Here is a 14,425-nt window from a genome sequence, read left to right on the forward strand (position 1 = left end):
CCCGTACGGAGAGCAGGAGTCGGGGGTCGGCGAGACGGAGCCGGGCGAGCAGATCCGCCGCCGGGCCGGTCGCGGGGATACCCGAGGCGAACCCCCGGGGTTCGGTCGCCGTCCCCACCGCGGGCACGCCGCGCGAACGCGGGCCCCGCTCGCTCGGCGCTACGGGTGCGGGAGCGGGAGCGGGAGCGGGTGCCGGTACGGGTGCGGGTGCCGGTGCCGGTACGGGTACGGGTGCCGGTACGGCTGCCGGTGCGGCTTCCGGTACGGGTACGGGTGCGGGTAACGCTACGGGCGGTTGACGCGGCGGGGCCGCGGGCTCCGCGGCGGTCTGGGGTACGGCGCCGGGACGGTCGTACGCGAGGGTGCGGGTGGCGAAGCGGCCACCGCCGAGCGGGACCCGGCGGCGTTCGAGGTAGCCGGCCGCTTCGAGTTCGTTGAGCGCGCGGCGGACGGTGATCTCGCCCTCGGGGAAGCGCAGGGTGAGCGCCTTGACGGTGACCGAGGCACCGTCAGGCAGCGACTGGATGTGCACGGCGAGCCCGATCGCGACGGCGGACAGCCGGGGATGCTGGGCGAGGTGGTTGCCGACCACGGTGAACCGGTCGGTGTGACGGTGCCGGACGTGCAGCACGCCGGAGCGGGGCGCGTCGTCGGGGATCTGGTACGCGGGCGGGGCCGCGATAGACTGGCGGTCAGCCATCGGGAAGGTCTTCTCTTCCTTGGTGGTCAGGCCCTCGATCAGGATTGCCGTCCTGCCGGGGGCCGAACTTATGTCCGGACTTGTGTCCGGGATTGCTGCGGCCGACCCTACCTGCCCGATCGGTTATTCGGACATTCCATCACCCGTTCGGGTGAACGCGGGCGTAGGTAGGGTCTGGTGGGTGCTTTCCCGTTTCTTGACAAAGGGTCAGGCGGCGACCGGCACCCGTTCCGCCGCGCCCCGGCGGCGAGGCACGGCGCTCGGCGTCCCTAACCGTTCGAGCCCGCGGCCTCGCTGATGTCCTGGTGCAGGTGGGTCATCACGTCGCCCATCTCACGGACCTCGGACTCACCGGCCTCGGACCCACGGCCCTCGGAGGACGAGGGGGCCGCCGCCCGCTGGGCGACGTGCCGCAGCCAGTCGGTCGTCGCCAGGGCGAGTCGGGTCGCATCCTGCGTACGCTGATCGAAGAGGAGACCGTTGAGGCGGTAGGCGATGTCGCTGAGCGTCTCCTCGCTGGTCATGGGCGTCAGGACGTCCTTCAGCCCGGCGGGAAACGGATCCTCGGCACGGGACGCGCGCAGCGCCTCGACGACTCCGGCGTCGATGCTGAACTGGTCGAGCCTGCCCATCAATGCGAACATGCGCGCGGTCAGCCGCGGGAAGCCGGGGTAGTGGTCCAGCCATTCCAGCAACTGAGGTTCGCTGCCCAGGTGTTCGGTGACCTTGTTCAGCCGCTCCTTGGCCCGGGGGTGCAGGGACCAACCCCGGGGAAGGGTCTTGGCGACCTCCTCCGCGAGCTGCGACTCGCCGGCGGGGTCCAGCGTGCCGTCAACGAAACGGAGGACCTTCTCCTCCTCCAGGCCGAACGTGTCCGGCTCGGCACCCTCTCGCGTGGGGCGCGAGGCGCCCGGACGCCGATGCAACAGGTGACCGACGCGCTCGCTGAACGACTTGCCGTGCACGGATCATCCTCCAAGCGGACCGCTGTGCTGGCGTCTTCCCGGCCGACGAATCTCCCGCCGGACCGGGCGGCGGCGGCTTCCGTCCCCCGTAGGTCGGCCGCTGCACCCCAACCGTGCCATTCCGCGTGCGGAGGCGCGCGCCAGGTCGCCCATTCGGGCGACGCCCCCGCCGAACGCCCCCGCCGACCGTGCACTGTGGTGCGGGTGGGCACGGCGGAGGACCGTTCCCCGGGCGACCGGGAGGGACGGGCTGCGCGGCCCCTTCAAGGCGCTCACGGAGTGGTCGGCGCGGTACGTCGAGGACGTCCTCGCCGCTCGCGAGGAGTACGACGGCCACGCGAAGCACTAGCCAACCCGTCAGCCACCCCGTCAGCCACCCGGGCAAGGCGCGGCCGAGCGCCACGACCACGGCGGTGACGGTGGCAGGGGTCAGGAGTCAGGGGAAGAGGGTGGAGCCGAGGGGGCGTTGGGGGTCGAAGCCGGGGAGGATCAGGAAGGTCGCGCCGGCGGTCGTGGTGGTGAAGCCCAGCAGCGCATCGGAATCGTCCATGTGGGTCAGGGTGTTGGTGAAGGTCCGGATGTCGTTCTGGAAGCTGATGAAGAGCAGGCCGGCCGCGGGTGAGTCGGTGCTGTAGGAGCGGCGGAGCATGAGGCCGACGCCCACGGCGTTGGCGTTGGCGCGGCGGACGTGGGCGTCGGCCGGGATGAGGTAGCGCCCCTCGGGGGTCTTGGCGCCGAGGGCCGGGTCCGCGGTGATGGTGCCGCCGGACAGCGGGTCGCCGGTGGACCGGCGCCGGCCGAAGACCGCTTCCTGCTCGGCGACGGACAGCGCGGCGAACCGCGGCAGGTCGAGTTCCATGCGCCGCAGCACGGCGATGGTGCCGCCCGCGACCGGGGCCGGTCCGGCCAGCCACAGGTGGCGTTCCTGCGCGGCGGTCGTGTGCGGGCCCACGATGCCGTCGATGAAGCCGAGCAGGTTGCGCGGTGCGGTGAGGGTCTTGTCCACAGGGATGTTCGGGCCGCGGTGCGCGGACTGGCGCCAGCGTTCGCGGAGTCGGTCGCCGGCCTGGTCAAGGAGGTTGGTGGCGACGACAGTTGGGACGAGGGCGTCGCTCGCGCAGATCTGTAGCAGCAGGTCACCGCCGCGCGTCTCGGGGGCGATCCGCTCGCGGGAGAACCGGGGGAGGTCGGTCGCGCCGGGCAGCGATCGGCCGGCCATCCGTACCAGCCGTGGGCCCACCCCGATCGTCACGGTGAGATCGCCGGGCGGCAGGCCGAGCAGCCGGGCGTCGGACCCCGCGGTGAGCGCGCTGACGGTCCGGCCGAGTTCGGCCAGCAGCGGGCCGACGGCTGCCGAGGCGGTCAGGTCGGCCACCACGGCGAGCAGGTTGCTCTGGGCCGGCTGCGGGAGGGTGATGCCCGCCTGGTGCGCGCCGGTCGGCGTCACCGGCGCGGTCGAGGCCGCCGCGGAGGGGCCGTGCGAACCCGAATCGGCCGAACCCGACGCGCCCGAACCCGACGTCTCCGACGCCGACTTGGCCGAACTCGACTTGCCCGAGCCTGAGTTGTCCGAGTCCGAGGTGCACCCTGCGGCAAGGCCGAAGGCCACCAAGGCGCCGGTCGCATCGAGGAACCTGCGACGTGACGGCTGGTGATCGGGCGGGCGCATGATGTGCAGAGTGCCACATCCGCATCCCCGCATACCCCTCAACTCCCAAAGAACGCCGTGGATTTCGGCGCCGTGCCAGACTGTGCCCATGCCTCGATCAGCACTTCGCGTGACGGCAGCGTTACTGGTCGCGCTGGCGCTCCTGGCCGGCTGTAGCAGCGGCGGTGGCGGCCATGGCGACGACGGATCGGACCAGGGCCGGCGGCCCAGCGGCGCGCACGTGACGATCCGCGTGCCTGCCGACGCCCCGACCATCTCGGCCGCGGTGTCCCTGGCCCGGCCGGGCGACATGGTGCTGGTCGCCGCGGGCGTCTACCACGAGTCGGTGCGGATCGACACGGCCCGCGTCACGCTGCGCGGCGAGTCCCGGCAGAAGGTCGTCATCGACGGGCGGCTGCGGCAGCCCAACGGCGTCGTCGTCGCCGCGCCCGGGGTGGCGGTGGAGAACCTCACCGTGGAGAACAACACCCAGAACGGGGTGCTGGTCACCGGCAGCGCGGCGGCGGTCGCCGGGCTGCCCGGGCAGAGCGGCGGTTACGACACCGGCGACGAGCCCGTCACCTTCCTGAAGTCGTTCCTGGTCTCGTATGTGACCGCGACCCGCAACGGGCTCTACGGCATCTACGCGTTCTCCGCGCAGAACGGCGTGATCGAGCACTCCTACGCCTCGGGCGGAGCCGACTCCGGGATCTACGTCGGGCAGTGCAAGCCGTGCGGGATCGTCGTACGGGACAACGTCGCCGAGCTCAACGCGGTCGGCTACGAAGGCACCAACGCCAGCGGCGACATGTACGTGGTGGGCAATCGCCTCGTCGGCAACCGGGTCGGCCTGACCACCGACTCCGACCACCAGGAGAAGCTGCTCCCGCAGCGCGGGGCCGTCGTCGCCGGCAACCTGATCGCGGACAACCAGCAGCCGCGTACGCCCGAACAGGCCGACGGGGGCTGGGGTATCGGCGTCGGGGTGGACGGCGGCAGCGGCAACCGGTTCGTCCACAACCGGATCACCGGCAACGCCGACGCCGGGTTCGTGATCACCGCGACGGCCGACCTGCCGCCGGACGGCAACCAGATCACGGAGAACACGTTCACCGCCAACGGTGTCGACGTCGGCTGGACGTTCCCCAACGCCACGCACGGGCAGGGCAATTGCCTGCGTGGCAACGTACTTCACACCACGGTGCCCGCGCGGCTCGCGGCCACCGCGTCCTGTCCGGTGCGGGCCGACTCGGCGACGCCGTCGGGCAGTTGGACGAGGCCGACGGCGCCCGCCGGCATCCCGTTCACCGACGTGGCCGCGCCGGGCCCGCAGCCGCAGTTCCCGAACGCCGGCACCGCCGGGGCCACCGCCGTGCCGGCCGTTCCGGCGCTGCCGGACACCGCGGACATCCCGCTGCCGTCGCCGTCGCTGCTCGCCACCGGCGCCCGGGTGCAGACCTCTTGAACGAGGTTGCCGCAGAACGGACTTGCCGCCGGGGCCACGGCACTACGGCGACGGCGTGACGCCCGGAAGCGGCCGGACGGCGACGTACTTCTGGGTGTCGAAGTCGATGACCATCGGTTCCGACTCGGAGGCCACGCCGGCCCGTACCCGGTACATGGTCCCGTCGGCGCCGAGCCAGTAGCGGACGGTGCCCGAAGTACCCTTCCCGGTACGGGAGTTCGGCCCGGTCATGACGACCACCTGATGGCCGCGCACCGTGCCCTGCCCGACGCGGACGGCGCCGTTCTGCGGCAGCAGTTCGGCGTTGTCCGGCCGGTCGCTGCCGAGGCCGAGCGCGATGGACAACGAGCTGTCCAGGGAACTGCCGGCCGTCGTCAGCGGACGGCCGTACCAGCCGGACGCGGGCGGCGACGCCGGTGCCGCCGCCGGGGCGTTCGCCATGGGGTGGACGAACACCGTGGTGGCCGTCCACTCGACCAGCCCGTCGCTGGACGTGTCGCGCCCGCTGCCGCGGACCACCCCGTAACCGATCTTGGCGCGGTAGTCGACGGACCCGGTGACGACCAGCCCGCCGGCGGTGCTCGGCACGGTGATCGTCACCGCGCGGCCGCCCGCCTGGTAGTTGCGGAACCGCGTGATCGCCAGCCGGTTCGCCTCGTCCGAGGTCAGGGCGCGCCGGCCGGTGGAGCCGCCGCCGCTGCCGCCTACCAGCACCAACGCGGTTGCCGCGGCAGCCACGAGGACGAGGGCGGCAGCCGCCCAGCGTAACCGCGACCGCCGGGGGCGGCGGCCCGTCGCGCGCCGCGGGAGACCCTTCGTGATCCTCACGCGGCGCGATGCTAACAGGTCGCCACCGGAGGGCCCGCCGAAACTTTGCGTTTCCGGTGCATGACACTCCGTCAACTTGTAGCGTGGCGCGCGAGCTTGCTGTGTCGACGTCGGCGGTCGGCGCCGACGTGGTACGAACAAGGGAATGCCATGCCACTACACAGGCTGGTGCGAGTGGGGCTCTCAGGTCTTCTCCTGATGGGCGCCGCCACCGGCACGGTCGTGACGAGCGCCGCACAGGCCGGCGCCTCGACCTCCGACGGCACTCTGACCGTCGAGGTGCTGCGGGACTTCTTCGGCACCGGCGTGATCAACGCCACCACGGACGTGCCGCAACGGGGCATGAAGGTCGATGTCGCCGACGCGGCCGGCCATCATGTCACCGGCACCACGGACGCGACCGGCAAGGTCGTGGTACCGCCGTCGGCCAAGCTGACCGGCGACCGCTACCGCGTCGATGTCACCGTCCCCGCACCGTACAGCGACTATCTGCGGGCGGCGCCCGCCTCCACCGCGGCGAACCACTTCGACAGCTTCACCAGTTTCGTGGACGTCTCGGGCGGCAAGGACGCCTCGGTGATCACCGGGGTCTGGGACGCGGCCGACTACACGCTGCCGGACTCGCGGTACTTCGTACCGATCCAGAGCGGTGGGAACGGAACCGACACCCAAGCGCTGGTGGCGTTCGGGACGAGCGCCCGGGGCACCTGCCCCACCGACACGGCGTGCCCGACCACCCTGGACATGCAGTCCGAGGTGGGCACGACGTTCGGCCTGGCGTACGACCGTTACCGCGGACGGCTGTTCCAGAGCGCGTTCGCCCGCCGGTACGCCCTGTACGGGCCGAACGGCGGTGACGCGATCTACACCGTGCCGGTCGACGGCGGGGGCGCGAAGCCGTTCGCCACGGTGCCGGGCGCCGCGGTGACGCCGCATGACACCGCCGACATGATCAAGGACCCCGGGTTCACCGAGGCACCGGGCAAGGAGAGCATCGGCGGCCTGGCCCTGTCGGAGGACGGCTCGACGCTGTACGCGGTGAACCTGCTCACCCGCACCCTGGTGAGCTTCGACGCGACGGGGTCCACCGCCTCGGCGCCCAAGGCCACGGTGCCGATTCCGGACCCGGGTTGCGCGGCGCCCGGCGACTGGCGGCCGTTCGCCCTCGCCGTCCACGACAACAAGCTGTACGTCGGCGGCGTGTGCGACGCGGAGAGCACGCAAGCGCGCGCGGACCTGAAAGCCGTCGTCTCCACGTACGACGGCAAGCGGTTCGACACCGTGCTGACCCAGCCGCTCTCCTTCGAGCGCGGCACCGTCTTCACCGGTGTCGGCAACACCGACAAGGCCACCCACTGGAACCCGTGGAACACCAGTCTCGCGACGTGGGACGACCGGGCGGCGTCGGGCACCACCTACATCGACCCGCAGCCGGAGCTGTCCGGGCTCGCCTTCGCCAACGACGGTTCGATGGTGCTGGGCTTCCGCGACCGCTTCATGGACGTCCTCAGCGCGAAGGGGCTGGACCCCCGCCCCGGGAACAGCACGCCGGAGTTCGGCATGTCCGGCGGCGACATCAACATGGCCTGCGCCGATCCCGCCGGCGGCTACTCGTGGGAGGGCACCGGCGACTGCCCCAACCACGCCACCCCCGGCAACGACGACAACGAACCCAGCAGCGTCGTCGAGTACTTCCCGGGTGACTACTACGTCGGCGGCCACCAGGAGACCGCGCTGGGCGCCGTGGCCCACATCCCGCAGGAACCGTCGGTCGTCAGCACGGAGTTCGACCCGACCGTCAACGTCGAGACCGACGGCACCGGCTACCACGACCTCACCACCGGTCAGGGTCCGGGCAACAGCCCGTCCGCCAACGCCTACCAGTTCGTCGGCCAGGAACAGAACGGGTTCGGCAAGGCCGGCGGCCTCGGCGACATCGCGTACACCGCGGCGAACGCGCCGATCCAGATCGGCAACGTGGTCTGGTACGACGGCGACCACAACGGCATCCAGGACCCCGGGCAGGTGCTGCTGCCGGGCGCGACGATCAACCTGCTCGACGCCCACGGCAAGCAGGTCGCCACGACCACGACCGACGCCGACGGCGAGTACTACTTCGGCGGGGTCGGCGCCGCCTACCAGCTGACACCGGGCGCGAAGTACACCGTCCAGTTCGACGTGTGCACCGCGGACACCAGCGGCGTGCCGGGCAAGCCGGGGGCCGACAAGCTGCGCTTCACCCTGCCGCTGGTCGGCACCGACCGGGCGCACGACTCCAACGTGGTCCCGCCGACCACCGGCCGGTTGTGCGACGGCTCCGCGCCCGTCACGGCGCCCGCGAAGCCGGGAGGCGTGGACCACACGATCGACGCGGGCGTCTACGTCCCGAAGAGGACGCCGCCGACATCCCCGCCGCCGACGTCCTCATCCCCCACATCCACCCCGTCGCACGGCTCGGCGCCTACCAACTCGGCTCCAGGACACCCGAGTTCGGGCTCTCTCGCCGCCACCGGCATGTCCGGCATCGCGGAGATCCTCGCGGTCGTCGCCCTACTGGTCGGCGTGGGCGCGGTGTTCGCCTACGTGAGCCGCAGGCGCATCGGCCACCACTGACCCCCGTACGCAACCTGTAGACGGGGCGGTGCACCACGCACCGCCCCGTCGTCATGCCCGCCCCCGGGCGCCCCGGACACGTCAGCCCAGGCACGTCGGCCCGGACATGTCGGCCCGAGCACGTCGGCCCAGGCCAGGCGCCCCCGCACTCGCTTGTATGCGCTTACATACGGTCGTACAATCGCAGCCTTCGACGAAAGGACTCCCGTGCGCTCCAACGGACAACAGAACGGCAAGGCAACCGAGACCGCGCATCGGAACCCACCGTCCTGGCTCTCCGACGCCGTGCTCTACCAGATCTATCCGGCGACCTTCGCCGACTCCGACGGCGACGGCATCGGAGACCTGCGCGGGGTGCGGGAACGCCTCGACTACCTGGCATGGCTCGGCGTCGACACGCTCTGGCTCAGCCCCTGCTTCGCCTCCCCCTTCGGCGACGGCGGCTACGACATCACCGACTACCTGACCATCGACCCCCGTTACGGCACCAACGAGGACGCCGACGCGCTCATCGCGGCCGCCCGCGACCGCGGGATGCGCATCATGCTCGACCTCGTCCCCGGGCACACCTCCCACCAGCACCCCTGGTTCCTGGAGGCCGTCGAGAACCCGGACGACCACCGCTACATCTGGTCCGACCGCGTCGCCTCCCCGGTACGCGGCTGGATCCCCAACCACGCCGCGCGCGGCGGCTACTACCTCGCGAACTTCTATCCCATCCAGCCCGCCCTGAACTTCGGCTACGCCCGGATGGACCCGGCCGAGCCGTGGCGGCAGCCGGTGAGCGCCGCAGGCCCCCAGGCCAACCGTGCCGCGCTGCGGGAGATCATGGGGCACTGGTTCGACCGCGGCGTCTCCGGCTTCCGCGTCGACATGGCCGCCTCCCTGGTCAAGGACGACCCCGGGCTCGTCGAGACCGGCCGGCTCTGGGCCGAGATGCGGGAGTGGATCGACCGGACCCACCCCGGGTGCATCCTGCTGTCCGAATGGGGCGACCCCAAGACCGCCGTACCGGCCGGATTCCACGCGGACTTCTTCCTCCATTTCACCGGACCCGCGCTGCGATCCCTGTGGGACAACGGCACCGGCAGCCAGGGGCCGTGGGCCGACGGCCGGCCCTGCTACTTCGACCCCGACGGCCAGGGCACGATGAGCACCTTCCTGGCCGCCTGGCGCGAGGCCGACGACGCGATCGACGGCGCCGGCCATGTCGCCCTGCCCACCGCCAACCACGACTTCTCCCGGCTGACCTGCGGCCCCCGCACCCGCGACATGGTCGCGCCCGCCTTCGCCTTCCAGCTCACCTGGCCGTCGCTCCCGGTCGTCTACTACGGCGACGAGATCGGCATGCGGTACGTACCCGGCCTGCCGGACAAGGAAGGCAGCCAACTCGACACCGAGGCCCGCCAGGGGTCCCGCACGCCCATGCAGTGGGACGACTCCGCCAACTCCGGCTTCTCCGCCGCGAGTCCGGACCGGCTCTACCTGCCCGTCGACCCCGACGAGCACCGGCCCACCGTGGCCGCCGCCCAGGCCGACGACGACTCCCTGCTGCACCACGTCCGGCGGCTGATCGCGCTGCGCAAGGCGACACCCGCGCTCGGCACCGGCGGCACGGTGCGGGTGCTGCACCGCGACTACCCCTTCGTCTACCTGCGCGGCGACCGCCACCTCGTGGTGGTCAACGGACGCCGCGAGCCCGCCACAGCCCCGTGGCCCGCCACCGGCCCCGCCCCCCGACCGCTCGCCGTCCACGGCGTCGAGCTGACCGAATCCGGCATCCAGGCCGCGGGGTTCTCCTACGGCATCTACGAACTCGCCCCGGACGCTGTTGTGTAGGCCGACGTGTACAGCGACGACGCGGTCGCGGACGAGGCCCACGACACCGACGCCGGGGGAGCGCCCTGACGCCGGCGCTCACAAGTCTCTTGCGACAAGCAGGAGTCGGCGTCCGACATGCCCCCGGGCGCCGCTTCCCACGCCGCCCGGGTCCCGGCGGCAGGAGCCGCTTCCCGCACCCGTACGAGCCCAACTGCCGCCCTCCGCACCCGAGTTGCCACCGCACCGGCCGCGCCGCCCCGGCCGGCCCGGCCGCGCTACCCGCGCCGCTGCGCCGGCACGGGCTCCCCGCAGCCGCAACTCGCCCGCAGCACCAGCGTCACCGGCAGCATCAGCGCGTGCGGCTCACGCTGCGGTGCGCCGATACGGTCCACGAGCAGCGCGACCGCCTCCTCGCCGATCTGCCTGCTGGGCTGGCGCACGGTGGTCAGCGGCGGGTGGGCCATCGCGCCGAGCGGGATGCCGTCGAAACCGGTCACCGCGATGTCCTCGGGAACGCGGATGCCGTGCGCGGAGAACTCCGCCAACGCCCCTACCGCCATCTGGTCGTTGGCCAGGATCAGCGCGTCGGGCAGCCCCGCCGCCCCGCCGGACCCGGAGCCGGAGCCGGCATCCGAGCCGGCATCCGAACCCGACCCGGACCCCGACCCGGACCCGTCGATGAGCGCCCGCGCGGCGTCCCGCCCGGCGGTGCGGGTGAGGTCGCCGCGCAGGGTTGGCTCGGGCGGGACCGGCAGGCCGGCGTCGCGGCAGGCGTCCTGGTAGCCGAGGAAGCGCGCCTCGGCGTCCGGAGAGTCCGACGGTCCGCCGACGAACTCCAGCTCGGTCAGGCCGTGTTCCTGGATCAGATGGCGCGTCAGTTCCCGTTGCCCGGCGCGGTTGTCGACCTGAACATTGTCGAGGTGGACCAACTCGGGCGGTCCGGCCAGCATCACCACCGGCATCCGGCGGGAGACCGTCTCCAGTTCCCTGGCCGCCACGGTCCGGGACATGACCGCGAAGCCGTCGACGTGTCCGGCCAGGGTGGCGACCAGGGTCGTCGGCCCCTCCCGCAGCGAGGCGGCGACCAGCAGGGCGTAGCCGCGGCTGCGGGCGGCGCGCTCCATGCCGCGGATGATCTGGTCGGCGTAGAGGGTGGCGGCGCTCTCGTCGCCGTCCCCCGGGGCGTCCGTCTCGGGGTCGGTGTAGTCGGGGATGCACAGGCCGAGGATGCCGGTGTTCCGGCTGGCCAGGCCGCGCGCGCTGCCGCTGGGGACGTACCCGAGGTCGCGGGCGGCGGCGAGCACCTTCTCCCGGGTGGGCGCGCGCACCGCGTCGGGTGAACGGTAGACCCGGGACACTGTGGCGATCGACACACCCGCACGCTCGGCCACGTCGTAGACCGTCGGCGTGCCGGTCGTGCCCGTCGCCGGTTTCCGCGCGGTGACCACCCCGATACCCCTCCTCCGATAAGCGCGTACACGCCCGTTCCACGTATGCGCATACACGCCGGAAGCACACCGTACCCTCCCAGGCCACGCGGCTGCTTCCGGTGCGGTCGGCGCGGGTCCGGAATCCGTCCACAGTTCACGGTCCCGGAACCTTGCGGAAACGAAATGTATGCGCATACAGTGCGGAAAGTGCAGGCAGGAGCCTGTGCCCTCCCTTCTCGGAGGCCCTCAAAGAAGAGGATCACGCCACCATGAAGCGTGCCAGCGGGAGACGGCTGACGGCCGTCGCCGCCTTCGGGGTCGCCGCCATGCTCGTCGCCACCGGATGCTCGGTCTCCGTGAAGTCCGGCACCTCGAACGTCGGCCCCACCACCTTGCTGGTCGGGGGCGCCGACAACGGCACGCCGGCCCTCTTCAAGAACTTCAACCCGTTCTCGCCGAACAAGCGCAACCTGACGACGTGGATGTACGAGCCGCTGGAGGTCGTCAACAACCTCGACGGCGCCGAGACGCCGTTCCTGGCCACCGGCTACACCCAGCCGGACACCAAGACCGTCGACTTCACGATCCGGCAGGGCGTGCGATGGTCGGACGGCAAGGCGTTCACGCCGGCCGACGTGGCCTTCACCTTCGAGCTGCTGCGCAGCCACCCCGCGCTGGACACGACGGGCGTCTGGCAGCACATCCGCTCGGTGTCGGTCAGCGGCGACCACGTGGTGTTCCACCTGAAGGACGCCGACGTCCCCGCGGCGAAGGTCATCGAGCAGACACTCATCGTGCCCGAGCACATCTGGCGCACCGTCAAGAACCCGGTGACGTACACCGATCCGGACCCCGTGGTCACCGGCCCGTACACGCTGGCCCGCTTCACGCCCAACCAGTACACCCTGGCCAAGAACGACACCTACTGGCAGGCCGACAAGGTCGCGGTCCAGAAGATCGTCGTCCCGGGCTCCAGCCCGGACCTGGCCATCGCCACCCAGGGCTACGACTGGGCGTACTCCTTCTTCCCGAACGTGGACAACACCTGGGTGAAGGCGGACAAGCAGCACCACAGCTACTGGTTCCCGCCCGGCGGCATCATCGGGCTGCTGCCGAACCTCACCAAGGCGCCGTTCGACAACCTCGACTTCCGCGAGGGCCTGTCGCTGGCGCTGAACCGCCAGCAGATCGCCGACAAGGCGGAGCAGGGCTATGTGAAGGCGGCCAGCCAGACCGGGCTGCTGCTGCCCAATGAGAAGGCCATGCTCAACACCTCCATCCCGAACCAGGGGATGGTCACCCAGAACACCTCGGCCTCGCTCGCCGCCTTTGCCAAGGCCGGATACACCCAGCGCGGCGGCAAGCTGGTGAACAGCGCGGGCAAGCCGCTGAGCGTCAACCTCACGGTGCCGGACGGCTGGGCGGACTGGATGCAGGGCGCGCAGGAGATCATCCAGCAGCTCCGCGCGGTCGGGATCACCGTCAAGCTCGACAAGCCGCAGCCCGCGGCCTACCAACAGTCCTTGCAGAACGGCGACTTCGACCTGGCGCTGGGCACCGTCGGCGGCTCCGGATCGCTCTACCAGGACTACAACAACCTGCTGAACTCGGACTTCAAGAAGCCGGTGGGCACCTCCACCGCGTCGAACTTCCAACGCTACGGCGACCCGGCGACCGACGCGCTGCTGAGCCGGTTCAAGACCACCTCGGACCCGGCCGAGCAGAAGCGCCTGGCCGACCAGCTCCAGAACGTGGTGTACCAGCAGTTGCCGGAGATCTCGCTCTTCTACGGCGGGCTGTGGGGCCTTTCCAGCGACAAGAAGTTCACGGGCTGGCCCAGCCCGCAGAATCCGTACGCGTCCTTGAAGACCTGGGATTCCACCCCGCTTCTGGTGATGACGCATCTGCGGTTGGCGAAGTAGGCGACCGCGGAAGGGACGAGGAGAACCCCTCATGCGCTACATCCTGCGCAAGTTCGGGCTGCTGCTGCTCACCTTGTGGGCGGCGGTCACGCTCAACTACGCACTGCCCCGGCTCATGCCGGGCTCGCCGGCCGACGCGGCCGTCGCGAAGCTCTCGCAGAACGGCCCGGTGGCGCCGTCCACCCGGGCCGCGATCGAGGCCCAACTGGGCGTGCCCAGCGGTAGTTGGTGGCACCAGTACGTGGAGTACCTGAACACCGTCGTCCATCTGCGGTTCGGGGTGTCCTACACCTTCTTCCCGCAGTCGGTCTCCGGCATGGTGGGCCAGGCGCTGCCCTGGACCCTGGTGATGGTGGGCCTGGTGACCGTGCTGGCCTTCGTCGTCGGCTCGTTGATCGGCGTGGCCGCGGCCTGGAAGCGGGGCACCTGGCTGGACTCGCTGCCCACCCTGTCCGGCGCGTTCCTCGCGGCGTTCCCGTACTTCTGGACCGCGCTGCTGCTGGTCTTCTTCGTCGGCTACGTGTTCGGCTGGTTCCCGACCTCGGGGGCGTACTCCGCGGACGCGGTGCCGAACTTCTCGCTGGGCTTCCTCGGCGACTCGCTCTACCACGCGGTGCTGCCGGCACTGACGATCCTGCTGACCTCGCTGGGCGGCTGGATCCTCGGCATGCGCAACACGATGATCGGCACCATCGGCGAGGACTACGTGACCTTCGCCGAGGCCAACGGCCTGCGCGGGCGCACCGTCGCCCTGCGCTACGCGGCCCGCAACGCGCTGCTGCCCAACCTCACCGGCTTCGGCATGGCGCTCGGCGGGGTGGTCGGCGGTTCGCTGCTGGTCGAGCAGGTCTTCAACTACCCCGGTGTCGGCCATCTGCTGTACAGCGCGGTGACCAACCACGACTACCCGCTGATGCAGGCCCTCTTCCTGATGATCACGGTGTGCGTGCTGGTCGCGAACTTCATCGTGGACGTCCTCTACGGCGTCCTCGACCCCCGGACCAGGCGGTGACCGAGATGACTTCCCCTACGG

The 14,425-nt window shown here is 71.3% G+C and carries 9 protein-coding genes and 1 pseudogene; 5 read left to right on the top strand and 5 right to left on the bottom strand.

What is annotated here, in order from left to right:
* The 3 genes and pseudogenes from AC13HU_RS15290 to AC13HU_RS15300 all read right to left on the bottom strand — a co-directional run.
* A pseudogene (locus AC13HU_RS15290) lies at positions 1-700 on the bottom strand (hypothetical protein); the annotation flags it as partial.
* Between the two features lie 269 nt (positions 701-969).
* Positions 970-1,665, bottom strand: coding sequence for a hypothetical protein (locus AC13HU_RS15295; protein WP_483042406.1), 696 nt, complete (start codon positions 1,663-1,665; stop codon positions 970-972).
* Between the two features lie 436 nt (positions 1,666-2,101).
* Positions 2,102-3,334, bottom strand: a complete 1,233-nt coding sequence (locus AC13HU_RS15300) for a Dyp-type peroxidase (protein WP_483042407.1) — start codon at positions 3,332-3,334, stop codon at positions 2,102-2,104.
* 88 nt (positions 3,335-3,422) lie between these two features.
* Here AC13HU_RS15300 and AC13HU_RS15305 point away from each other — a divergent pair, with 88 nt between their 5' ends.
* On the top strand, positions 3,423-4,778 hold the full coding sequence (locus AC13HU_RS15305; RefSeq protein ID WP_483042408.1) for a right-handed parallel beta-helix repeat-containing protein: 1,356 nt from the start codon (positions 3,423-3,425) through the stop codon (positions 4,776-4,778).
* A gap of 42 nt (positions 4,779-4,820) precedes the next feature.
* On the opposite strand, the gene AC13HU_RS15310 is transcribed toward AC13HU_RS15305, so the two are convergent.
* Complete coding sequence (locus AC13HU_RS15310; protein WP_483042409.1) at positions 4,821-5,516, bottom strand: hypothetical protein; 696 nt, start codon at positions 5,514-5,516, stop codon at positions 4,821-4,823.
* Between the two features lie 288 nt (positions 5,517-5,804).
* Between AC13HU_RS15310 and AC13HU_RS15315 the strand changes: the two genes are divergently transcribed.
* Both AC13HU_RS15315 and AC13HU_RS15320 read left to right on the top strand, forming a co-directional pair.
* The gene (locus AC13HU_RS15315) at positions 5,805-8,219 is read left to right on the top strand and encodes an SdrD B-like domain-containing protein (protein WP_483042410.1); all 2,415 of its coding nucleotides are present in this window, start codon (positions 5,805-5,807) and stop codon (positions 8,217-8,219) included.
* Between the two features lie 207 nt (positions 8,220-8,426).
* Positions 8,427-10,058 (top strand): alpha-amylase family glycosyl hydrolase, encoded by a 1,632-nt coding sequence (locus tag AC13HU_RS15320; protein WP_483042411.1) that lies wholly within the window; start codon positions 8,427-8,429, stop codon positions 10,056-10,058.
* Positions 10,059-10,315: 257 nt separating this feature from the next.
* On the opposite strand, the gene AC13HU_RS15325 is transcribed toward AC13HU_RS15320, so the two are convergent.
* Entirely contained in the window at positions 10,316-11,488 is a 1,173-nt protein-coding gene (locus AC13HU_RS15325) for a LacI family DNA-binding transcriptional regulator (RefSeq protein WP_483042412.1), read from the bottom strand.
* 251 nt (positions 11,489-11,739) lie between these two features.
* On the opposite strand from AC13HU_RS15325, the gene AC13HU_RS15330 reads away from it, so the two are divergent.
* On the top strand, positions 11,740-13,392 hold the full coding sequence (locus AC13HU_RS15330) for an ABC transporter substrate-binding protein (RefSeq protein WP_483042413.1): 1,653 nt from the start codon (positions 11,740-11,742) through the stop codon (positions 13,390-13,392).
* A 31-nt stretch (positions 13,393-13,423) separates the two neighbouring features.
* Positions 13,424-14,404 (top strand): ABC transporter permease, encoded by a 981-nt coding sequence (locus tag AC13HU_RS15335; protein ID WP_483042414.1) that lies wholly within the window; start codon positions 13,424-13,426, stop codon positions 14,402-14,404.
* Positions 14,405-14,425 lie beyond the last annotated feature (21 nt).

Source organism: Streptomyces sp. NH27, assembly GCF_056859195.1.

What these genes read in the sequence shown, in the direction of transcription:
- AC13HU_RS15300 (WP_483042407.1), bottom strand. Translation starts at nt 3,334, where the DNA reads ATGCGCCCGCCCGATCACCAGCCGTCACGTCGCAGGTTCCTCGATGCG.
- AC13HU_RS15305 (WP_483042408.1), top strand. Translation starts at nt 3,423, where the DNA reads ATGCCTCGATCAGCACTTCGCGTGACGGCAGCGTTACTGGTCGCGCTG.
- AC13HU_RS15315 (WP_483042410.1), top strand. Translation starts at nt 5,805, where the DNA reads ATGGGCGCCGCCACCGGCACGGTCGTGACGAGCGCCGCACAGGCCGGC.
- AC13HU_RS15330 (WP_483042413.1), top strand. Translation starts at nt 11,740, where the DNA reads ATGAAGCGTGCCAGCGGGAGACGGCTGACGGCCGTCGCCGCCTTCGGG.
- AC13HU_RS15335 (WP_483042414.1), top strand. Translation starts at nt 13,424, where the DNA reads ATGCGCTACATCCTGCGCAAGTTCGGGCTGCTGCTGCTCACCTTGTGG.